General features: G+C 65.0%; 25 protein-coding genes, 2 tRNA genes and 1 pseudogene. 18 read left to right on the top strand and 10 right to left on the bottom strand.

Annotated features, from left to right (window positions below):
- Position 1: 1 nt before the first annotated feature.
- From ACRDU5_RS14530 to ACRDU5_RS14475, 12 genes and pseudogenes are all read left to right on the top strand, one after another.
- A complete protein-coding gene (locus ACRDU5_RS14530) occupies positions 2-1,204 on the top strand; it encodes a cytochrome P450 (RefSeq protein ID WP_526615284.1) in 1,203 nt (400 codons plus the stop codon).
- Complete coding sequence (locus ACRDU5_RS14525) at positions 1,204-2,031, top strand: SDR family oxidoreductase (protein WP_526615283.1); 828 nt, start codon at positions 1,204-1,206, stop codon at positions 2,029-2,031. Before ACRDU5_RS14530 ends, ACRDU5_RS14525 begins: the two co-directional genes overlap by 1 nt.
- A complete protein-coding gene (gene cyp51 / locus ACRDU5_RS14520) occupies positions 2,028-3,377 on the top strand; it encodes a lanosterol 14-alpha demethylase (protein ID WP_526615282.1) in 1,350 nt (449 codons plus the stop codon). The genes ACRDU5_RS14525 and cyp51 overlap by 4 nt, the downstream gene beginning before the upstream one ends.
- Positions 3,378-3,388: 11 nt before the next feature.
- Positions 3,389-3,595, top strand: coding sequence for a ferredoxin Fdx (fdx, locus tag ACRDU5_RS14515; protein WP_526615281.1), 207 nt, complete (start codon positions 3,389-3,391; stop codon positions 3,593-3,595).
- A 2-nt stretch (positions 3,596-3,597) separates the two neighbouring features.
- Complete coding sequence (locus tag ACRDU5_RS14510) at positions 3,598-4,152, top strand: nuclear transport factor 2-like protein (protein ID WP_526615280.1); 555 nt, start codon at positions 3,598-3,600, stop codon at positions 4,150-4,152.
- A gap of 97 nt (positions 4,153-4,249) precedes the next feature.
- Entirely contained in the window at positions 4,250-5,377 is a 1,128-nt protein-coding gene (locus tag ACRDU5_RS14505) for an NDMA-dependent alcohol dehydrogenase (RefSeq protein ID WP_526615279.1), read from the top strand.
- Between the two features lie 62 nt (positions 5,378-5,439).
- Positions 5,440-5,578: pseudogene (locus ACRDU5_RS14500) on the top strand (dihydrodipicolinate reductase); the annotation flags it as partial.
- A 148-nt stretch (positions 5,579-5,726) separates the two neighbouring features.
- Positions 5,727-7,730 (top strand): oxidoreductase, encoded by a 2,004-nt coding sequence (locus ACRDU5_RS14495; RefSeq protein ID WP_526615278.1) that lies wholly within the window; start codon positions 5,727-5,729, stop codon positions 7,728-7,730.
- 18 nt (positions 7,731-7,748) lie between these two features.
- On the top strand, positions 7,749-8,192 hold the full coding sequence (locus tag ACRDU5_RS14490) for a nuclear transport factor 2 family protein (RefSeq protein ID WP_526615277.1): 444 nt from the start codon (positions 7,749-7,751) through the stop codon (positions 8,190-8,192).
- Between the two features lie 4 nt (positions 8,193-8,196).
- The gene (locus ACRDU5_RS14485) at positions 8,197-9,048 is read left to right on the top strand and encodes an SDR family NAD(P)-dependent oxidoreductase (protein ID WP_526615299.1); all 852 of its coding nucleotides are present in this window, start codon (positions 8,197-8,199) and stop codon (positions 9,046-9,048) included.
- 62 nt (positions 9,049-9,110) lie between these two features.
- Positions 9,111-9,515 (top strand): HIT family protein, encoded by a 405-nt coding sequence (locus ACRDU5_RS14480; RefSeq protein ID WP_526615276.1) that lies wholly within the window; start codon positions 9,111-9,113, stop codon positions 9,513-9,515.
- Positions 9,516-9,570: 55 nt separating this feature from the next.
- Positions 9,571-10,299: a hypothetical protein gene (locus ACRDU5_RS14475; protein ID WP_526615275.1), complete on the top strand. Its 729-nt coding sequence runs from the start codon at positions 9,571-9,573 to the stop codon at positions 10,297-10,299.
- Between the two features lie 118 nt (positions 10,300-10,417).
- Here the strand turns inward: ACRDU5_RS14475 and ACRDU5_RS14470 are convergent, their stop codons facing one another.
- Positions 10,418-10,825, bottom strand: coding sequence for an HNH endonuclease signature motif containing protein (locus ACRDU5_RS14470; RefSeq protein ID WP_526615274.1), 408 nt, complete (start codon positions 10,823-10,825; stop codon positions 10,418-10,420).
- A 32-nt stretch (positions 10,826-10,857) separates the two neighbouring features.
- Positions 10,858-10,933: transfer RNA gene (locus tag ACRDU5_RS14465), tRNA-Thr, on the bottom strand.
- Positions 10,934-11,018: 85 nt separating this feature from the next.
- Between ACRDU5_RS14465 and ACRDU5_RS14460 the strand changes: the two genes are divergently transcribed.
- Positions 11,019-11,105, top strand: a tRNA-Pro gene (locus ACRDU5_RS14460).
- Positions 11,106-11,346: 241 nt separating this feature from the next.
- The gene (locus tag ACRDU5_RS14455) at positions 11,347-11,580 is read left to right on the top strand and encodes a hemophore-related protein (protein WP_526615273.1); all 234 of its coding nucleotides are present in this window, start codon (positions 11,347-11,349) and stop codon (positions 11,578-11,580) included.
- Between the two features lie 24 nt (positions 11,581-11,604).
- On the opposite strand, the gene ACRDU5_RS14450 is transcribed toward ACRDU5_RS14455, so the two are convergent.
- The 4 genes from ACRDU5_RS14450 to ACRDU5_RS14435 form a co-directional block, all read right to left on the bottom strand.
- On the bottom strand, positions 11,605-12,387 hold the full coding sequence (locus ACRDU5_RS14450; protein ID WP_526615271.1) for a cutinase family protein: 783 nt from the start codon (positions 12,385-12,387) through the stop codon (positions 11,605-11,607).
- A gap of 128 nt (positions 12,388-12,515) precedes the next feature.
- On the bottom strand, positions 12,516-12,866 hold the full coding sequence (locus tag ACRDU5_RS14445; RefSeq protein ID WP_526615270.1) for a hypothetical protein: 351 nt from the start codon (positions 12,864-12,866) through the stop codon (positions 12,516-12,518).
- A gap of 380 nt (positions 12,867-13,246) precedes the next feature.
- Complete coding sequence (locus tag ACRDU5_RS14440) at positions 13,247-13,480, bottom strand: hypothetical protein (protein WP_526615269.1); 234 nt, start codon at positions 13,478-13,480, stop codon at positions 13,247-13,249.
- A gap of 63 nt (positions 13,481-13,543) precedes the next feature.
- On the bottom strand, positions 13,544-13,975 hold the full coding sequence (locus tag ACRDU5_RS14435) for a YdeI/OmpD-associated family protein (protein ID WP_526615268.1): 432 nt from the start codon (positions 13,973-13,975) through the stop codon (positions 13,544-13,546).
- A gap of 181 nt (positions 13,976-14,156) precedes the next feature.
- On the opposite strand from ACRDU5_RS14435, the gene ACRDU5_RS14430 reads away from it, so the two are divergent.
- Positions 14,157-15,014 (top strand): hypothetical protein, encoded by an 858-nt coding sequence (locus ACRDU5_RS14430; protein WP_526615267.1) that lies wholly within the window; start codon positions 14,157-14,159, stop codon positions 15,012-15,014.
- A gap of 7 nt (positions 15,015-15,021) precedes the next feature.
- Here ACRDU5_RS14430 and ACRDU5_RS14425 read toward each other — a convergent pair whose 3' ends face one another.
- Positions 15,022-15,861: an SDR family oxidoreductase gene (locus ACRDU5_RS14425; RefSeq protein WP_526615266.1), complete on the bottom strand. Its 840-nt coding sequence runs from the start codon at positions 15,859-15,861 to the stop codon at positions 15,022-15,024.
- Positions 15,862-15,896: 35 nt separating this feature from the next.
- Positions 15,897-16,832, bottom strand: coding sequence for an enoyl-CoA hydratase/isomerase family protein (locus ACRDU5_RS14420; RefSeq protein WP_526615265.1), 936 nt, complete (start codon positions 16,830-16,832; stop codon positions 15,897-15,899).
- A gap of 223 nt (positions 16,833-17,055) precedes the next feature.
- On the opposite strand from ACRDU5_RS14420, the gene ACRDU5_RS14415 reads away from it, so the two are divergent.
- Genes ACRDU5_RS14415 through ACRDU5_RS14405 form a run of 3 tightly spaced genes read left to right on the top strand, consistent with a single transcriptional unit; the run spans position 17,056 to position 19,134 of the window.
- A complete protein-coding gene (locus ACRDU5_RS14415) occupies positions 17,056-17,451 on the top strand; it encodes an intersectin-EH binding protein Ibp1 (RefSeq protein WP_526615298.1) in 396 nt (131 codons plus the stop codon).
- Positions 17,452-17,499: 48 nt separating this feature from the next.
- On the top strand, positions 17,500-17,664 hold the full coding sequence (locus ACRDU5_RS14410) for a hypothetical protein (RefSeq protein ID WP_526615264.1): 165 nt from the start codon (positions 17,500-17,502) through the stop codon (positions 17,662-17,664).
- Complete coding sequence (locus tag ACRDU5_RS14405; RefSeq protein ID WP_526615263.1) at positions 17,665-19,134, top strand: alpha,alpha-trehalose-phosphate synthase (UDP-forming); 1,470 nt, start codon at positions 17,665-17,667, stop codon at positions 19,132-19,134. It abuts the gene before it with no gap.
- Here ACRDU5_RS14405 and ACRDU5_RS14400 read toward each other — a convergent pair.
- Positions 19,121-19,615 (bottom strand): mammalian cell entry protein, encoded by a 495-nt coding sequence (locus ACRDU5_RS14400; RefSeq protein WP_526615262.1) that lies wholly within the window; start codon positions 19,613-19,615, stop codon positions 19,121-19,123. The genes ACRDU5_RS14405 and ACRDU5_RS14400 overlap by 14 nt on opposite strands.
- On the bottom strand, positions 19,615-20,164 hold a 550-nt coding region (locus ACRDU5_RS14395), incomplete at its 5' end, for an Rv1363c family protein (RefSeq protein ID WP_526615261.1). The genes ACRDU5_RS14395 and ACRDU5_RS14400, both read right to left, overlap by 1 nt.

Raw genomic sequence — 20,164 nt, 5'->3', positions numbered from 1 at the left:
GATGACTGTCCAGGCCAGCGATCTGGTTCTCGACCCGTACGACTACGACTTCCACGAGGACCCGTACCCGTACTACAAGCGGCTGCGCGACGAGGCGCCGCTCTACCGCAATGACGAGCTGAAGTTCTGGGCGCTATCACGGCACGGCGACGTGCTCCAGGGCTTCCGCAACAGCACGGCGCTGTCCAACGCGTATGGCGTTTCGCTCGATCCGATTTCACGCAGCCTGGAAGCGCACAAGGTGATGTCCTTCCTCGCCCTCGACGACCCTGCGCACCTGCGGCTGCGCACCCTGGTGTCCAAGGGCTTCACCCCGCGCCGCATTCGCGAACTCGAACCACGGGTCACCGAGATCGCCATAGCGCACCTGGACACCGCGCTTCAGCACGAAAGCTTCGACTACATCGCCGAATTCGCCGGCAAGCTGCCGATGGACGTGATCTCAGAGCTGATGGGTGTGCCCGAACCGGACCGGGCCCGCATCCGCGAACTGGCCGACGGCGTACTGCACCGGGATGAGGGCGTGCCCGATGTGCCACCGTCGGCGATGCAGGCCTCGGCCGATCTGATGGTCTACTACACCGACATGGTTTCGCAGCGCCGCAAGAAACGCAGCGAGGACTTGACGTCGGCGCTGATCGATGCGGAGATCGACGGTGACCGCCTCACCGACGAAGAGATCATCGCGTTCCTGTTTCTGATGGTGGTCGCGGGCAACGAAACCACCACCAAGCTGCTGGGCAACGCCGCGTATTGGGGCTATAAGAACCCCGACCAGTTGGCGACCGTCTACACCGACCATTCCAGAATCCCGCTGTGGGTCGAGGAAACGCTGCGCTACGACAACTCGAGCCAGATCCTGGCGCGCACCGTCGCGCAGGACACGACGCTCTATGACACCCCTGTGGCCGAGGGCGATGTGATGCTGCTGCTGCCCGGCTCGGCCAACCGCGACGACAGGGTATTCGAAGACGCAGACCAATACCGCATCGGTCGCGAGATCGGCTCGAAGCTGGTCAGTTTCGGCAGCGGCGCCCACTTCTGCCTCGGCGCACACCTGGCCCGGATGGAGGCACGGGTGGCGCTGGCCGAACTGTTCAAGCGTATCCGCGGTTACGAGGTCGACGAGGCCAACGCCGTGCGAGTGCATTCCAGCAATGTGCGCGGATTTGCCAGCCTACCCATGACGGTGGAGGCCGCCTGATGCCCCGTTTCGAACCACTGCCTAAGCGCAGGCCCGCAATCGTTGCGGGTGCATCGTCCGGAATCGGCGCCGCGACGGCCACCGAGCTGGCCGCCCGCGGCTTCCCCGTCGCATTGGGCGCCCGTCGGGTCGAGAAGTGCCAGGAGCTCGTCGACCAGATCCGTTCTGCGGGAGGCGAAGCGGTCGCACTCCCGCTCGATGTCACCGATCCCGAGTCGGTGAAGGGCTTCGTGCATCGGGCCACCGAGGAGCTCGGCGACATCGAGCTGCTGGTCACCGGTGCCGGCGACACTTACTTCGGCCGGCTGCACGAGATCAGCACGGACAGCTTCGAATCGCAGATACAGATCCACCTGATCGGCGCCAACCGGTTGTCCACCGCGGTGCTGCCGGGGATGGTGGAGCGGCAACGCGGCGACCTGATCTTCGTCGGATCCGATGTCGCGCTGCGCCAGCGGCCACACATGGGCGCCTATGGCGCCGCCAAAGCCGCGCTGGTTTCGATGGTCACCAACCTGCAGATGGAACTCGAAGGCACCGGAGTTCGCGCGTCGATTGTGCATCCCGGGCCGACCAAAACCGGCATGGGCTGGAGCCTGCCGCCGGAATCCATCGGGCCGGCGCTGGAGGACTGGGCCAAGTGGGGTCAAGCCCGCCACGATTACTTCCTTCGGCCCGCCGACCTCGCCAGGGCCATTGCGTTCGTCGCCGAAACGCCGCGCGGCGGTTTCATCGCCAACATGGAACTGCAACCGGAGGGGCCACTGGCCAACGCGCCCAAGGAACGTCAGCAACTCAAACTTGGACCGGAGGGGATGCCGTCATGACCACCGCGATCGTTCCTCGCGTCTCGGGTGGCGAAGAGGAACACGGGCACCTGGAAGAGTTCCGCACCGACCCGATCGGATTGATGCAGCGAGTCCGCGACGAGTGCGGCGATGTCGGGTGGTTCCAGCTCGCGGGCAAGCATGTCATCTTCCTGTCGGGATCCAAGGCCAACGAGTTCTTCTTCCGGTCCGCCGACGAAGAACTCGACCAGGCCGAGGCATATCCGTTCATGACGCCGATCTTCGGGCAGGGCGTGGTGTTCGACGCCAGTCCGGAACGGCGCAAGGAGATGCTGCACAACTCAGCGCTACGCGGCGAGCAGATGAAGGGCCATGCCGCCACGATCGAGCGCGAAGTGCAGCGGATGATCGCGAATTGGGGCGAGAGCGGTGAGATCGATCTGCTCGATTTCTTCGCCGAGCTGACCATATACACATCCTCGGCGTGTTTGATCGGCACGAAGTTCCGCGACCAGCTCGACTCGCGGTTCGCCCACTACTACCACGAACTCGAACGTGGCACCGACCCGCTGTGCTACGTCGATCCGTACCTACCCATCGAAAGCTTCCGACGTCGTGACGAGGCCCGAAAAGGCTTGGTGGCTTTGGTGCAAGACATCATGGACGGCCGGATCGCCAACCCACCGGCAGACAAGAGCGATCGCGACATGCTCGACGTGCTGGTGTCGATCAAGGACGAGGACGGCAATCCCCGATTCTCAGCCGACGAGGTAACGGGCATGTTCATCTCGTTGATGTTCGCCGGGCATCACACGAGCTCGGGTACCGCCTCGTGGACGTTGATCGAACTCCTGCGCCACCCCGGCGTGTACACCGATGTGATCAACGAGCTGGAGGAGCTCTACGCCGACGGGCAAGAGGTGAGCTTCCATGCGCTGCGGCAGATTCCGAAGCTGGAGAACGTGCTCAAGGAGACGCTGCGCCTACACCCGCCGCTGATCATCCTGATGCGGGTGGCCAAGGGCGAGTTCGAGGTCGAGGGTTTCCCGATTCACGAGGGCGATCTGGTGGCTGCCTCGCCGGCGATCTCCAATCGGCTCGCCGAGGATTTCCCGAACCCGGATGCCTTCGACCCGGACCGCTACGAAAAGCCGCGCCAGGAGGACCTGATCAACCGGTGGACCTGGATCCCGTTCGGCGCTGGCAGGCACCGCTGCGTCGGTGCCGCGTTCGCCACCATGCAGATCAAGGCGATCTTCTCAGTCCTGTTGCGCGAGTATGAGTTCGAGATGGCTCAGCCGTCGGACAGCTATCACAACGACCACTCCAAGATGGTGGTGCAGCTGGCCCAGCCCGCCAAGGTGCGCTACCGCCGCCGCGCCTGAGGAGGCAGGCAATGGGATACAAGATAGAAGTCGACCTGGACCTGTGCCAGGGCCACGCCATGTGCGAGCTCGAGGCCCCCGACTATTTCAAGGTGCCCAAGCGCGGACAGGTCGAAATCCTGAACGACGAACCGCCGGAAGAGGATCGGGCCGAAGTCGAACAAGCCGTGTGGGCCTGTCCCACGCAGGCACTGTCCATCAAAGAAGAGGATGACTGATCATGCCGGCATTACCCCGCGAGCAACTGGAACATTGGGTCGAGCGGTGGCTCCAGGTCAACCGCGACGCCGAGAAGGCCGGTGACTGGAAGCCGTTGGCGGACTTCTACGCCGCCGATGCCACCTACGGCTGGAACATCGGCCCGAAGGAAGAAGTGATGTGCATCGGAATCGACGAGATCCGGGACATTGCACTGGGTCTGGAGATGGCGGGCCTGGAGGGCTGGAAGTACCCGTACCAGAAGGTGATCATCGACGACAAGATCGGTGAGATCGTCGGATTCTGGAAACAGGTCGCCACCGATCCCGACGATCCGGACGGCGGCGAGCGGGAGATCTACGGCATCGGCGGCAGCTGGTTCCGCCTGGACGCCGACGGCAAGATCGAGTGGCAGCGGGACTTCTTCGACTTCGGCCACGTGCAGAAGCTCTACCTGGACCTGATGACGGACGGCAAGCTGTCCAAGGGCATGCAGGAGCGGATCGAACGCAGTCTGGCCGGAGAGAAGCTGCCCGGCTATTACCCGCTGGGCCAGTCGCCGGTGCCGATCTGGTAGCCCGCAAAATGCATCAGGGGACGAACACCCGGCCGACACGTGTGTGACTTACCTAACTACGCTGTCGCTTGAAGTTCTCCGACGAAAGCAGGACGCAATGAAGACAAAAGGTGCTCTCATCTGGGAGTTCAACCAACCGTGGTCGATCGAGGAGATCGAGATCGGGGACCCCGTCCGCGACGAGGTGAAGATCCAGATGGAGGCGTCGGGGATGTGCCACTCCGACCACCACCTGGTCACCGGCGGTATTCCCATGGGCGGCTTCCCGGTGCTGGGCGGGCACGAGGGCGCGGGCATCGTCACCGAGGTCGGCCCCGGGGTCGAAGAGGTCGCACCCGGCGATCACGTGGTGCTCGCGTTCATCCCGTCCTGTGGCAGGTGTCCGTCGTGTCAGGCGGGGCTCCGCAACCTGTGCGACCTGGGTGCGGGATTGCTCAACGGCGCGGCGGTGTCCGACGGCACCTTCCGGATTCACGCCAGGGGCGAGCCGGTCTTTCCGATGACCCTGCTGGGAACCTTCTCGCCGTACATGGTGGTGCACAAGAGTTCGGTGGTGAAGATCGACCCGTCGATCCCGTTCGAGGTGGCCTGCCTGGTTGGCTGCGGCGTGACCACCGGCTACGGCTCGGCCACCCGCACCGCGGACATCCGGCCCGGTCAGGACGTGGCGATCGTCGGCGTCGGCGGGGTGGGCATGTCCGCGCTGCAGGGCGCCGTCATTGCCGGCGCACGCTACATCTTCGTGATCGAGCCGGTGGAGTGGAAGCGTGACCAGGCGCTGAAATTCGGTGCGACTCATGTCTATCCGGATATGGAATCCGCGCTGTTGGGCATCATGGAGGTTACGGCGGGATTCATGGCGCACAAGGTGATCGTGACCGTCGGCGAGCTGCACGGCTCCGACATCGAGAGCTTCATGACCATCACCGCCAAGGGCGGAACCTGCGTGGCGACCGCGATCGGCAGCCTGCTGGACACCGAGGTCACGCTGAACCTGGCGATGCTGACCCTGATGCAGAAGAACCTGCAGGGCACCATCTTCGGCGGCGGCAACCCGCACCACGACATTCCTCAGCTGCTTTCGATGTACAAAGCCGGCAAGCTCAACCTCGACGACATGATCACCCGGCAGTACAAGCTGGAACAGGTCAACGAGGGCTACAGAGACATGCTGGACGGCAAGAACATTCGCGGGATCATCCGGTATACCGACGACGACAGGTAATCCTTATCGTGGCCAGCCCACTGCGCGTGTTCCAGGCGGCATCCGGCAATGTCGGCACCGAGATGGTGAAGCGCATTGTCGAGCACCGGGATCTGGCGCTGGTGGGCCTGCACTGCTATTCACCGGAGAAGGTCGGCCGCGATGTCGGCGAGATCGTCGGCATCGGGCCGATCGGTGTCACGGCGACCGGGTCCATCGACGACTCCGCGCCCGACGCGTTCGCAGCGATCGGCATGACGGTCACCGGCATGCCCGCGCTCAACTCGATCCGCGCGGTGGTTGACGCGGCACCGGGCATAGTCACCAGCGCCGACCTACCGTTGCGCGCGTTCGCCGGTCGTTTCACAACTTGACCAAGCACGAGTTCCGGCATCTGTTGCAGCCGGGCGCGATCGGCGGGATGTCACTGCGAAACCGGCTGGTGATGTCGCCGATGGAGACGATGTACGGCACGCCGGACGGTCTGCCATCGGAGCGCACCCGCGATTACTTCGCGGAACGGGCCAAGGGCGGTGTCGGTCTGATCACCGTTGGCGCAACGGGAATCGACCACCACCACCCAGAGACGCCGGGAGGCCTGCACCTGGCCACCGACGACGCGGTTGACGCGCATCGCGCGCTGGTTGAGGTGGTGCACGAGCACGGAGCCAAGATCCAACCGCAGATCGTGCACGCCGGACCCGACGGGCTCGGGCCGGAGATGCACGGCGTCACCTCGATCGGCCCGTCGGTCATCCCGTCGTACCTCACCGGCCGGCCGTCGGCCGAAGTCACCCGCGACCAGCTGATCGAGGTGTTCGACCTGTTCAAGGCGGCGGTGCGGCGCGCGGCCGAAGCCGGATACGACGGCATCGAACTGCACGCCGCTCACGGCTACATGTTCCTGGGCTCTTTCCTCGCCCCGCGGCGCAACCGCCGCACCGACGACTACCGCGGCGACTCGGTGCGTGGGCGCATCCGGGTGGTGCTGGAGGCGCTGGCAGCGATCCGGTCGGAGATCGGCGACCAGCTGCCGATCACGCTGCGGATCTCCGGCTACGAACGGGTGGCCGGTGGCCGGCCGATATTCGAAACCGCACAGGTGGCACCGCAATTGGCCGCAGCCGGCGTGGACGCCTTTCATGTCAGCGGCGGGGTGATCGATCGGCTCGTCACCGGCATGGTGAACTCTGCCGACGACGGTGACGCGCTGAACGTTGGCGCCGCCGCAGCAGTCAAGCAGGTTGTCGACGTGCCGGTGATCGCGGTCGGCCGCATTCACGACCCCGAACGCGCTGAGCAGATCCTCGCCGAGGGGCGCGCCGATTTCATCGCGATGGGCCGCCCGATGCTGGCCGATGCCGAGCTGCCGAACAAGGTCGCCTCCGGGCAGTTCAACCGTGTGCGCATGTGCATATCCTGCGAAAACTGTATCGACGCAATGGAACTGCGCTTCTCGGTCGACTGCGCGGTCAACCCGCGGACCGGCAAGGAGCGGGAGCTGGCCGTGCACCGCGCATCGCACGCCAAGCAGGTGGTGGTGATCGGCAGTGGCCCGGCCGGCATGGAGGCGGCCCGGGTTGCCGCCGAGCGCGGCCACCACGTCACGATGTTCGAACGCAACAGCCAGACCGGTGGCGCGCTGCTGTGGGCGTCGATCCTGCACCCGGAGAACGAGCCGTTCCTGCGGTACCTCCGCGACGAGATCCGCCGCAGCCACGTGAAGGTCGAACTGGGGCAGGAGCTTTCGCCCGACGACGTCGGCGCCCTGCAGCCCGACGCGGTGGTGGTGGCCAATGGCGGCCAAGTCGTCCTGCCGACGATCCCCGGCTCCGACCTGTCGCACGTGCAGACGGGACAAGCGCTGCGGGAGAGATTCGGCGGATGGCGGCAACGGCTGGTCCGGCCCAGAGCCGTTCGGATTGCGTCGAAAGCGTGGATGCCCCTGGGCCATCGTGTGGTGATCGTGGGCGCGGACCTGGTGGCGCTGGAACTCGCTGAATTCCTCGCCGCCCGCGGCCGTCTGGTGTCGGTGCTGGAGGCGGACAAGACGATCGCGCCGGAGCTCGGCAACAAACGCAAGACCGAACACATGGACCGACTCGATCGGTTGGGGGTGGCGGTGCATGTGCGCGCTCCCGTCGAAGAGATCGTGCCGGACGGGGTGGTCTTTGCCCCCAGCGGCGGGAGCAGCCGGCACCTCGCCGCCGACAGCGTCGTCATCGCGGGAACCCTGGAACCGAACACCGAACTCTACGAGAAACTCGTCGCCGCCCTGCCCAACACCCGTGTCAGTGCCGCGGGCGATTGCACCGGGCTGGGGCTGATCCGCAAGGCCACCGAGGACGGCGCCCGCGCCGCCTGCGCCATCTAACCGAAGGAGCGAAACACCATGTCCGACAAACACACAGCCACCGTCGAGCAGACGCCGGCATTCACCGCATCGCAGAACTCGTGGCGATGCGTTCAATCGCATGACAAAGAGGGCTGGCTGGCGCTGATGGCCGACGATGTCGTCATCGAGGATCCCATCGGGCCCGCCTATACCAATCCCGACGGCAACGGAGCGCGGGGCAAGGAAGCGGTGTTGTCGTTCTGGGACAAGTCGATCGGCATGGCCGATATCACGATCACCTGCGAGGAGACCTTCCCGTCGAGTTCGCCGAACGAGATCGCCCACATACTGTCGCTGAGGTTCACATTCAAGAATGGATCAGCGAGCGAGGTGCGCGGCATCTTCACCTACAAGGTCAACGATGACGGCCTGCTCACCAACCTGCGCGGCTACTGGAACATGGACATGATGAAGCCCGTCCAGGAGGGCGAGAGCGATTAGCGACCTGCTGGCCGGCCGCGGCGCCGTCGTCGTCGGCGGCTCCCGCGGCATCGGGCTGGAAGTGGCCGAACTATTGGCCGCGCACGGCGCCGGGGTGGTGGTCAACGGTCGTGATGCCGCTGCTGTTGATGCCGCGGCGCAAGCGATTAGCAGTGCTGTTGGCCACGCCGGCTCCCCCGCGGATCCAGCTGTCGCGGACGCATTGATCGACACCTGCATACGTGAGTTCGGCAGCATCGACATCCTGGTGAACTGCGCGGGCACCGCGGGCCTAGCCGGCGAGTCGATCCTCAGTATCACCAGCGCACAGTTCCACGACCTGCTCGACGCACACCTCGGCACGGCATTTGAGACGTGCCGCGCCGCGGCACCAAAGATGGTGAAACAGGGCGGGGGTGCGATTGTGAACACCAGCTCCTTTGCATTCCTCGGTGACTACGGCGGCACCGGCTACCCGGCGGGCAAGGGCGGGATCAACGGGCTGACGATGGCGATCGCCGCCGAACTGAAGGAACACGGTGTCCGCGCGAACGTGGTTTGCCCGGGCGCCAAGACCCGACTCTCGACCGGCCCGGCGTACGAGGCGCACATCGCTGATCTGCACCGCCGCGGCCTGTTGGACGAGCTGAGCACGCAGGCCGCACTCGACGCGCCGCGACCGGACTACGCCGCACCGATCTATGCGTACCTAGCGAGCGACCGCGCGAAAGATGTAACCGGTCAAATCTTCATTGCGGCAGGCGGATTCATCGGACGGTTCGACCGCCCGTCGCCCGCCATCATCGGCTATCGCGACCACCACAATTCGCCGCCATGGTCGCTCGATGAACTGAGCGATCTCATCGGCGAGCGGTGACGGGGAGACGGAGTCTCACCCCACCCGTCCGCCACCGGAAGCCTGCTGGAATGCTCATGGCCATGGCGACCGTCTTCACCAAAATCATCAACGGGGAACTGCCCGGCCGGTTCGTCTACGAGGACGACGACATCGTGGCGTTCCTGACAATCCAGCCGATGACGCAGGGGCACACGCTCGTCGTGCCACGCGCCGAGATCGATCAATGGCAGGACATCGAGCCCGCGGTGTTCGGCCGGATCATGGAGGTCTCGCAGCTGATCGGTAAGGCGGTATGCAAAGCGTTCGGCGCCGAGCGCGCCGGCGTCATCATCGCCGGGTTGGAGGTGCCACATCTGCACGTGCACGTCTTCCCCGCCTACAACCTCAACGACTTCGGCTTCGCCAATGTCGACCGCAATCCATCCGACGAGTCCCTCGACGAGGCGCAGGCAAACATCAAAGAGGCGCTCGCTCAGCTGACCTGAGCGGCAACCTGCACTTCCTGTGAGTTTGCGCTTGCGCAGTCCCTAGACTGAGCCCATGAACCTCGGCAAAGCCCTGGCCGACCTGGCCACCGCCCCGGTACGCGTCGGGCTCGCGGTCGCCGACGCCGGCCTCGGAATCGCCAACGGCGCGCTGGGCATGGCGCAGCGAACACTGGGCGAAGCGAATAACCGGGCCAGGTCGGGCTCGGGTTCGGTGGCGCACATGCTGGGCATCGACGACGCCGTCGAGCGGGCAAATCGGCTGGCCAGGCTGATGGACGAGGACCAACCGCTGGGCCGGGCGCTGATGCCGGGTGGACCGGTCGACCGGTTGCTGCAGCCCGGCGGGCTGGTGGACCGGCTCACCGCCCCGGGCGGTGTGCTGGACCGGCTGACCGAGGAGGACGGCGGGCTGATGCGGGCCACCGATCCCGGTGGCCTGCTGGACCAGTTGCTCGATGAGGACGGCCTGATCGAGCGGGTGCTGGCCGAAGACGGTCTTGCCGATCGGCTACTGGCCGAGGACGGCCTGATCGACAAGCTGACCGCGCGGCACGGACCGCTCGAGCAGCTGGCCGATGTGGCCGACACGCTGAACCGGCTGGCGCCCGGGCTGGAGGCGCTGGAGCCGACGATCGAGGCGTTACGCGAGGCGGTCATCGTGCTGAGCCAAGTGGTCAACCCGCTGAGCAGTATCGCCGACCGAATCCCGATTCCGGGCCGCCGTCCACGGCGGTCGTCGACCTCGGTGCGCTCGCAGCGCGTCATCGACGCCGACGAGTAGGGTCCGACCGGCCCGCGATGAACTCGGGGCCTTCAGGCCTCCTTGGCGCAGTGGTAGAGCACTCGTCGTGGTAAGCGAGCGGGTCGAACGCTAGTCGGATGCTCAGGCGGCTGCAGCGTCAGTAGGACTGGCCGTCGGCGTACCGCTGTCGGCGGTAGTAGCGACCGCCACCGCGATTCCTCGCCTTGTACGTCGGCAGCTGGCTGTCACAGTTGGGACAGATGAGCCGCAGATTTTCACGACGGTTATTGGTTGCGTCTCCATTGACGTGGTCGACGATCAGCGCCAGGGTCACGCCATTCCACTTGTCCTCGATGCCGCAGATAGCACAGCAACCGCCCTGCTGCTCATAGAGGTAGTCCCGGACGTAGTGGCCTTGGTAGGACGTGCGGCCACAGACTCCGGTTTCGAGCCGGGCCTCCAAGAGCAAGCGCCGCCGGTGCGACTGTTGGCATGCATTGGTGCAGAACACCTTTAGCCGACGGCCTTCGACATCGACTCCGCACCCGAGACAGGTCGTCGACATAAAACGACGCTAGCCCTAAGTGCCGACAGGAATGGAGCCGCGTGAGAGAATCGAACTCTCGACATTCGCCTTACAAGGGCGACGCTCTACCATCTGAGCTAACGCGGCCAGGCCGGCTCGATGAGCCATGACGATTCTACGACGGGGGTCACCATCGAAGCTGCGCGGCCGGGCCGAGCCGGCGGAGGTGTGAGCCGCCGCTGTCGGTGTCGTCGTGTCGAGCGGAACGCTCGCTTGGGTGAGCGAGCGGTCGTCAGTTCAATCCTGACAGGAGGCTCCAGTACCACAAACGCCACATTGTTCAGAAGCGTTTTAGTGCAAGCACCAGGCTGCTAGCGTTTCGAGCAAAGGCGGCGCCTGGTGGTCTGACGTCGCCCGCAGCGGTCGATGGTGCATCGGTAGGAAGGCGTACGAAAATGGTCAAACACCCGCCGGCAAGACTGGTTGTCGTGGTTTGCGCTCTGGCGTTGGCGTGGACCACTGGGGCAGGGGTCGCGTCCGCACAACCCGATCTAAGTACATTGATCAACACGACCTGCACTTATTCGCAGGCGGAGGCGGCGCTGAACGCGGTTGCGCCCGACGGTGGCAAGGAGTTTTCCGCTTCCTCGATGATGCAGACCTGGCTGCATGCATTTCTCGACTCGCCGGCTGAGCAGCGCCGCCAGTTGATCCAGCAGGCGCCTGAGTTACAGCAGTACACCGACGTTGTCGTGGCGATGGCCAACACCTGCAATAACTATCCAGTGGCCTAGCGGCGGCCGAGCCACTAAACGTGGCTAGAGGCGACTCGCAACGAAGGCTGCGGCCTCGTTGGTCATCCCGTTAAAGCCATACGTGATGTGCGCGAATCCGGGCTGCCCGCCGGGGACACCAGAGCAGATGTCGTCACCGGGAGCGCACAACTGAATGGTCTTGGGCTCATACAGCGGGCCGATCCTGATAGGCGGCACACCGTACGTGCTCAGAAACTGGTCCGAAGGCTTTCCGAACAGTGCGACCGCGGCGACGTGATCAGCAACCTCCGGAGGCATCGGCTTGGGCACGTACTGAATGTACTCAGCAGGTACTTCCTCCGGTACCTCAGCCGAGGTGACGAAACCCGCCAGGGCCGCGCCTTGGGAGTATCCGCCGAGCACAATCCTGGTGTTCGGGCAGTTCGCCGCCAGGAACTCGACGCGATCTCTCGCGTTGTAAATCCCGTTGACGACGGTACTGACGAACTCTAGGCCTGCTTGCAAATCGCCGGGGGGAGGGAAATCGCCGCTGGCCGGGTAGTCGACCCCGTATACCCCGACCGACCGGCCGCCGGCTTGCGAGCGCAGCGAGTCGACAAATGCCTGTCCTACCATGCCAACACCGGGTGGCTCGTAGGTACCGCGGGCGAACACCACCTCGACGTCGGGGCACGGCTGGGCGAACGCGGATGGGACTGGTGGCGCCAGTAGCGCCGCCCAGGTCGCCACCACGGCAGCACCAAGGAAACGAGCGATCTGGCGTGCGCTCACGACGACCAGCAGCCGACGCGCCCACTCAGCTTGGATTGGTTTGACGGCTTTCATTTCCACCCCACAGCGTCGCGGCATCCCGACCCTTGGCCTGCATTCAATGCTGCCATACCGGGCAAGGGGAACACCCCCGTTCTCAGCAAGCTGGCCCCGCTACCTGGCCGCTGCGAAGTCCCGTCTGTTCACCCTTCGCCGCCCGCCGGGCCGGCGATGGCGCTCACCCGATTCGTCAGGACATCCAACACGTCGGTCCTCGACTCCGGCACTTCGATGCGCATGACCACATCCGAACCCGCGGAGTCGAACTCAAAACGGAAGAACGAGCAGCAGCCGACTTCCCGCTCGGCCAGGTCGCGCGCGGTCGCCTCGGCACTGGCGGTCAGCACCAAATCCAACCGCGTCGTGCTCGCCCGTCCAAACCGCAGCACCGATTCGCCGAACAATCGGACAAACTCTGCCACTCGCAGCGGCTGCTCGACGGTCGGTAATGAGCACGACTCGGGCACCCAGCCCAGGGCCTCATCAATCGCCATAACCCGACGATAAACCCGTACCTAGGTACGGAATGCAACCTCTTCGACGCCCCTCTGGCCGGCCTGGTCGAATCTACGTCTCGTCAGCGATGTGATCTTTAGTCTGATGCCGCCCTGGTGCGTTGGGGTCCTCGTCTTGGTGATCCAGCTTGTTCTGAAGCTCACGCTGCCGCTCAGTCGCCTTGGTGGCGTCCTTCGGTATGGGTGGAGGATCGTTGGGATGTTCCATGGGACGCTTCCGAGTCTCTGACTTACGACGGGCACCTGCGTCGGGGTCTCCTGATTCGGCCATGGTTAAACCGATCTGCACATGGGTGTGAGCCACAAACGCGCATGACGGGCCGCTCGCCCGGCGTCAGCCCGGCGGTCAACTACCGAACTCAAAGGAAGTGCCGGCCCGACTTGCCGACCATGTAGCCGGCGGGAAAGGACTTCTCAATCACGTGGCACTGGTTGTTGTGGAGGTGCTCGAGCTCCAAGACGACGCACTCGCCGTCGACGACTCTGCGTTCCAAAACCTTGTAGTGCTGGCCACCGCCATCCACGTCAAAGATCGGATCACCGCAACGGACGTTTTCGATCGGCACTCGTTCGGCGCCGGGAGACTGAGACATATCGACGAGGGTAGGGCCCCGAGCCGCAAGACACGAGGGTTTCGTCCGCTTGCCCACCGGCTCCTAGCCCAGCTTCGCGACGATGCCCGCGATGCGGCGGGCCCGGGTTTCGGCCGCCTTCGCCTCAAGGACCGACGTGACGTGGGCCTTTCGGTTGCTGTAGGAGAGCTTGTCCCACGCCGCGGACGCCGCCGGGGAAGCGTCCAGCGCGGCCTGCAGGTCTGCAGGTACATCGACCGTCCGCGGCGCGGTGTCCAGGGTCAGCTCGACGTCGATCGCGTCGCCGCCCCCGATGCCGGACTCCTTGCGCCTGTCCGAACTGAAAGGCAGCAGGTACTTGCCGCCCATTACCGCCACCGTTGAGCGGTACTCGTAGCCGTTGACGTTCACCACCACCGGTGGCCGCTTGCCGGCACCCAGCGCCTCGACCACATCGGCGGGCACCTCAATGCCGGTGTTGTTGCCGTCCTGGAACATCGTCGTCGAGAACCTCACGTTCTCCACTAAACCGCATGGCGGCGGCAACGTCGAAGTGCGGACGCCTGGGCGAGCGGAATGGGCGCCTTTCGCGATCGTGAAGCCACAGCGAAGAAGCCCTGAAAATTTCGCAGCCCCTTCACATTCGGTTCGACGGCAGTCGCCGGTTTGGCGGGGCTTATAGGCGCATACTCGGGCCATGGCCAAGCACAAACTGTTTTGCGTACCAGGAACCTGGGAAGCGGTGGCGGCGGCGGACGGTGATCCCGGCGGAATCACGCCTGGCGCCGAGATCGGCATGCTCAAGGGCATCACCGACGTCCTGAACCGGAACGTGTTCGACGTCGTCTACGTCAACTATCCGGCCAGCTTCGGTCCCATCGCCGGCGGTGGACAGGACGTGCTCGACGCTCTCGGAAACCCGTCCTACACAAAGTCCCGCGACATGGGCGTCGCCGAAGTGAAGCGGCTGATCGGCGAACACCAAGGCTCGTTCGGCCTGCTCGGCTACAGCCAGGGCGGGGCGGTGGTGTCGTTGGTCGGCCGCGAACTCGTGTCCGGATCGCTCACGTCGCGGCAACGAGACTGCCGGTGGGTGCACGCGATCGCGTCCCCGCACCGTGGCCGGGGCCGCACGTTCCATCTCGGCAACCAGCTGGCGTACGAGGGCATCTCCGGCGACAACGTCACGAACACGGGGACCATCGATTGGTTCGACTACTGCCTGCCCGGCGACATCTACGGCAATGCCGACGTCCGCGGCACCTACCTGAAACAGGGCTACGACCTGGTGACCCCGCTGTCGCTTATGGACCCGTTCACGATGATCGCCGAGATCGCCGCGAACCTCGCGCGTTGGCTACAGACCGGCGAACTGGGGCCCCTCAGCATCTTCCGGGCGGTGAAGACCGGATTCGACCTCGGCGTGTTCCTGCGCGATTTCCCGCACGACAAGTACGGAATCTGGCAAATCATTCCCGGATGGACGGCGCTGCAGCACTCGGCGAACCACCTGAACTTCTGGGGGCCGCGGCTGCCGACCACCATCGATGTTTAGGGCGCCGTTAGGCCGAGACCACCCCGCGCAGCCCGTCGGCACCGAAGAGGGGTTCGAACATGGCCGAGAAATCGGGACCGCGGCGCAACACCTGGCCCCCGTCGACATTGATCAATTGGCCCGTGATGTAGCTGGACGCGTCGCTGAGCAGAAACACGGCGGCATTCGCGATGTCCTCGACCTCGCCGGGGCGCGGCAGCGGTGTGCAGGCCGCGTAATCGCCGGAAACCTCTGGCGACTGGAAAACCGCCGCCACTAGATCGGTTCGGATCAGTCCGGGCCGGATGCAGTTCACCCGCACCCATGACGGGCCCAGTTCATCGGCCGCGAGCATCATCAGGTGGTCGAGCGCCGCCTTGGAGACGCCGTACGCGCCGAACCACCGGTGCGTATTGCTCGCCGCGATGGATGAGATGCCGACAAATGAGCCACCGCCACCCCTGACCATCTCCCGGGCCGAGTGTTTGAGCACATACATCGAGCCGTTGACGTTCAGATCGACCAAGCGCCGCCACGCCTCGGAGTCGAGCTGGGTAATCGGGCCGATCGTGTCGCTCCCGCCGGCGCAGTGCACCACCCCGTGCAGACGGCCTGTCCACGCCGTGGCCGCGTCTACCACCCGGCTGACTTCATCCTCTTTAGTGACATCGGCGGGCTCGTAGAGCACCGAGCCGGCGTCGCCGGCCGTGGACTTGATCTCCTCGGCGGCCGCGGCCAGCCTGTCGGCGTTGCGGCCAACGATCATCACGTTGCCGCCCGCCGCGGCGGCCGCCGTCGCCACCCCCTTGCCGATGCCGGTGCCACCACCGGTGACCAGGACGGTCTTATTCGCCAACGAGAGCTGCACTGCTACCCCTTACCCAAAATCGGAACATGTTTTCGTCACGGAACATCGCGACGCGCTGGCTTGGGCGCGCCAAGGGTGCGCCAGTCCGGAACGTCCGGCGGCAGGCCCACCGGATACCTGTTCTCGTTGTGCGAGGCCCAATGCGCGTGGCCGAGCTCGTGGATGTGGAAGGCGTGTCGCAGCGCCTCGGTGAAGCCCATAGCGTCACTGGCCGCATTCACCGAATCCTTGATCAGCAGGGCGGCCATCGTCGGGCGCTCGGCGATGCGTCGCGCGAACTCCAGTGTCTTGTCCTCGAGTTCATCAACGGGGAAAACCTTGGACACCATGCCCAGTCGGTAGGCCTCGTCCGCATCGAGCGAATCACCCGTCAGCAGTAGCTCTTTGGCCTTTCGCGCGCCGAACTCCCACGGGTGCGCGTAATACTCGACGCCCGGCATGCCCATCCGCACAGCCACCACATCGCTGAACCTCGCGTCGTCGGCGGCGACGATCAGATCGCACGCCCAGATCAGCATCAGCCCCGCCGAGATGGCATTGCCCTGCACCTGCGCGATGGTGATCTTGCGCAAATCCCGCCACCGGCTGGTGTTTTCGAAGAAGTAGTGCCACTCCTGCCGATAGGTCCTCTCCGCCACACCCGCCACGTTCGCTCCATGCGAGCGGAACGTCGGGTGCTGCGCCGGCCCGGGCTTGCGCTCGAGGAGCGCTGCCTCCGAACCCAAGTCATGTCCGGCGGAGAAATTCTTGCCTCGCCCCGCGAGAATGACCACCCGGACTGTGTCGTCGGCCTCGGCCCGGCCGAACGCCTCGTCCAGCTGCACCAGCAGGGTGCGCGACTGCGCGTTCTGCGCCTCCGGCCGGTTCAGCCAGATGCGCGCGATGCGCCCCTCGTCCAGCGTTTCGTAGGTCACCTGCTGGGGCGTCTCATCGGGGACCGGTTCGGCGTTGGTCAGGTCCGGGCTTGCCACGGTGTACACCTCGTTTACGTCGGATGCTTCAGATGTAAATGCACACTACGTCCACCCCGAAAACGACGGATCAGCGGACCACTGTGACGTCGCCGATCTGCGCGAATGCGTTTGCTGGAAGGTGCATATTCCCAGGAAACTCGGGGAATGGATGCAGATTTCGTTCACCTTCCATAGAATTTATCCGACGAGACTAGACAGGAAATCGACAGAAAGCGTGACGATGGCGACCTTCCAATTTCCAGCACGAAGAATGATCATTGCGGGTGGATTTGCCGTCGCGGTTGCGGCAGCCCCGGCGATCGCCGTCTTCGCCGTACCAACATCCGCGCCCGCACCGCTCGCCCAATGCCCGGGCGGTGAGGAGCACGACCTCTACACCTCGATCTGCATTCCGCATTTGGTGCCCAATGCAGGGTCGCCCTACTCGGCGATTCCCGGCAACCCCGACCTGGCCGCGGTGAATATTCCGGGCGGCGGCGGCGCCATCCCCTGCACCGGCCACAACACCGGCAAATGCATCGGCCTGGCCGAGGAATCGGCGGCCATGGGGCCGCCAGCGGTGGCACGCTCGACGGTCGGCAGCAGCCCGACGGTCCACGGACACGTCGGGCCTTAAGGCGCGGGCGGCGACCGGGGTGCCCCCCGGGTCGCATATGGTGGTGTCATGGCTGCAAAATCTGATCCCGCCGAAATCGGCGACGTCGAGCCGCTAGCCGATAGCACCGCACGCCAGGCCAGGCGCGTCGTCGCCGCGTATGCGACCGACGCCGACGAATGTCGGATCTTTCTGTCGATGCTCGGCATTGGACCGTCAAAGCTCGAGGCGTAAGTGGGTCAAGGAGGCGGCCAGGAAGTCGGCTCCGGTAACTCTGACTTCGTCGTGGTGGCCAACCGGCTGCCCATCGACATGGAACGGCTGCCGGACGGCACGACCGAGTGGAAACGGAGCCCCGGGGGCCTGGTCACCGCCCTCGAGCCGCTACTGCGCCGTCGGAAAGGGGCGTGGATCGGCTGGCCGGGACAACCGGACAGCGACGAGGACCCGATCTTCGAGGAAGATCTGAAGCTTTACCCGGTACGGCTGTCGGCCGACGATGTGGCGAAGTACTACGAAGGTTTCTCCAACGCCACGCTCTGGCCGCTCTATCACGACATCATCGTCAAGCCGATCTACCACCGTGAGTGGTGGGAGCGCTACGTCGAGGTGAATCGGCGCTTCGCCGAGGCCACCTCTCGGGCGGCCGCGCGGGGCGCCACCGTGTGGGTCCAGGACTACCAGCTGCAACTGGTCCCGAAGATGCTGCGGATGCTGCGCCCGGATCTCACCATCGGATTCTTTCTGCACATTCCGTTTCCACCGGTCGAGCTCTTCATGCAGATGCCCTGGCGGACAGAGATTGTCGAGGGGCTGCTCGGCGCCGACCTGGTCGGTTTCCACCTGCCCGGCGGTGCACAGAACTTCCTATTCCTCGCGCGGCGCCTCGTCGGCACGAACACTTCACGGGGATCGGTCGGAGTTCGTTCGCGGTTCGGTGAGGTACAGGTAGGTTTCCGCACCGTGAAGGTGGGCGCGTTCCCCATCTCCATCGACTCCGGAGCACTCGACAGCATGGCCCGCAACAGGAGCGTCCGGCAGCGCGCGCGAGAGATCCGCGCCGAGCTCGGTAACCCGCGGAAGATCCTGCTCGGTGTCGACCGGCTTGACTACACCAAGGGCATTGACGTTCGGCTGCGGGCGTTTTCGGAATTGCTCGCCGAAGGCCGCGCCAAACGCGACGACACCGTGCTCGTACAACTGGCCACGCCGAGCCGTGAACGTGTCGACAGCTACAAGGAGATGCGCGAAGACATCGAACGGCAGGTCGGTCACATCAACGGCGAGTACGGCGAGGTCGGCCATCCGATCGTGCATTATCTGCACCGTCCCGTCCCCCGCGACGAGCTGACCGCTTTCTTCGTAGCAGCCGATGTCATGCTGGTGACCCCGCTGCGAGACGGCATGAACCTGGTGGCCAAGGAATACGTCGCCTGCCGCAGCGATCTCGGCGGCGCCCTGGTGCTCAGCGAATTTACCGGCGCCGCAGACGAACTCCGTCAGGCATATCTGACCAATCCGCATCATCTCGAAGGCGTCAAGGACGCAATCGAGGCGGCGCTGAATCAGACACCCGAAGAGGGGCGTCGCCGGATGCGTGCGCTCCGACGGCAGGTGCTCGCCCACGATGTCGACCGCTGGGCTCGGTCGTTCCTCGACGCGCTGGCCGCGACCGGGGCGGTTCCTGACGTCAGATCGGGGTGATGTAGTTGATCAGCCACTTGTCATCGACCTTCAGGTAGTCCACCTTCAACCGACTGCCGTCGTACATCGGCTGGCGCGACTTATCCGTCACAGTACGATTCAGGTACACCATGACGGATGCCGAATTGCGTTGGGCTGCGAGCACTCCGACGCCCACCACGTGGGCCTGACTAACCAGCTCCCTTTCCCGGGCCTGCGGAATGATGTCCTTGGTGGCGCGGTTCTCGAATTCGCGCCGATACTCGGGGGTGAGTAGCGAGTACGCGTCGGTCAGGCTGCGTTCGACGGTCTGGTAGTCATAGCCAAACACCTCGGGGATTTGCTTGGCGGCCAGCGGAGCCACCTCCGCCCGGGCCGCCTGTTCGCCGCGGATCTCCACCCGGTTCCAATACAGCCAACCGCCCACCGCGGCAAGGCCGACGAACACCGCGGCCACCAGCACGGCAACGACCGCCACCAGCCTGGCGACCCATCCGCGCATCAATTGCCGCCCTCGGGATATTTCAGGTCGTAGCCGGTCATGTGCCCGTTGTCGTCTTCGTGCACGATGAGCCGCAGCCGATACGGCTGCGACGGCTTGTTGACGCCGTCGATGTCGGTCACCGTCACCCGCACCGACACCAGCACCGAGGCGTTCTTGGCCAGCTCGTCGACCTCCTCCAGAGCGGCGCCGTTGATCACCGCCTCCGAGGTGGCGTTCGTGTCGCGGAACAGTGCCTTGAGATTCTCGACATTGTTGTCCTGGCTCAACATGTCGCGAAGCGGACCACTGGTGCCGTTGACGAACCGGTCCACGCTCTCGTCGATGTTGTCCTGGGTGTAGCTGAACATGTTCTGTACCGTCTGCGAGGCGGTGTCGACGAAGCGCTGATCGCGCGCCTCCTCGGCCTCCGCGGTGCGCTGTTGCACGAGGAGCACGGCGACCACGGCGGCCAGTGCGACCGCGGCGACAAGGCCCACGGCCAGCGAGACGACGCCCACCAGCCTGCGATTCGCGGGCCGCCGCGGAGGCGGGCCGGCGGGCCGGGCC

Source organism: Mycobacterium sp., assembly GCF_050701515.1.
Lineage (GTDB): Bacteria > Actinomycetota > Actinomycetes > Mycobacteriales > Mycobacteriaceae > Mycobacterium.
This window is presented reverse-complemented; position numbering and strand designations above follow the sequence as displayed.

Coding starts and splice junctions, on each gene's coding strand:
- ACRDU5_RS14440 (WP_526615269.1), bottom strand. CDS start 13,480: ATGTCTCAGTCTCCCGGCGCCGAACGAGTGCCGATCGAAAACGTCCGT.
- ACRDU5_RS14475 (WP_526615275.1), top strand. CDS start 9,571: ATGAACCTCGGCAAAGCCCTGGCCGACCTGGCCACCGCCCCGGTACGC.
- ACRDU5_RS14400 (WP_526615262.1), bottom strand. CDS start 19,615: ATGCGCGGATGGGTCGCCAGGCTGGTGGCGGTCGTTGCCGTGCTGGTG.
- ACRDU5_RS14525 (WP_526615283.1), top strand. CDS start 1,204: ATGCCCCGTTTCGAACCACTGCCTAAGCGCAGGCCCGCAATCGTTGCG.
- ACRDU5_RS14415 (WP_526615298.1), top strand. CDS start 17,056: ATGGCGACCTTCCAATTTCCAGCACGAAGAATGATCATTGCGGGTGGA.
- fdx (WP_526615281.1), top strand. CDS start 3,389: ATGGGATACAAGATAGAAGTCGACCTGGACCTGTGCCAGGGCCACGCC.
- ACRDU5_RS14430 (WP_526615267.1), top strand. CDS start 14,157: ATGGCCAAGCACAAACTGTTTTGCGTACCAGGAACCTGGGAAGCGGTG.
- ACRDU5_RS14530 (WP_526615284.1), top strand. CDS start 2: ATGACTGTCCAGGCCAGCGATCTGGTTCTCGACCCGTACGACTACGAC.
- ACRDU5_RS14505 (WP_526615279.1), top strand. CDS start 4,250: ATGAAGACAAAAGGTGCTCTCATCTGGGAGTTCAACCAACCGTGGTCG.
- cyp51 (WP_526615282.1), top strand. CDS start 2,028: ATGACCACCGCGATCGTTCCTCGCGTCTCGGGTGGCGAAGAGGAACAC.
- ACRDU5_RS14470 (WP_526615274.1), bottom strand. CDS start 10,825: ATGTCGACGACCTGTCTCGGGTGCGGAGTCGATGTCGAAGGCCGTCGG.
- ACRDU5_RS14490 (WP_526615277.1), top strand. CDS start 7,749: ATGTCCGACAAACACACAGCCACCGTCGAGCAGACGCCGGCATTCACC.
- ACRDU5_RS14450 (WP_526615271.1), bottom strand. CDS start 12,387: ATGAAAGCCGTCAAACCAATCCAAGCTGAGTGGGCGCGTCGGCTGCTG.
- ACRDU5_RS14410 (WP_526615264.1), top strand. CDS start 17,500: ATGGCTGCAAAATCTGATCCCGCCGAAATCGGCGACGTCGAGCCGCTA.
- ACRDU5_RS14510 (WP_526615280.1), top strand. CDS start 3,598: ATGCCGGCATTACCCCGCGAGCAACTGGAACATTGGGTCGAGCGGTGG.
- ACRDU5_RS14480 (WP_526615276.1), top strand. CDS start 9,111: ATGGCGACCGTCTTCACCAAAATCATCAACGGGGAACTGCCCGGCCGG.
- ACRDU5_RS14445 (WP_526615270.1), bottom strand. CDS start 12,866: ATGGCGATTGATGAGGCCCTGGGCTGGGTGCCCGAGTCGTGCTCATTA.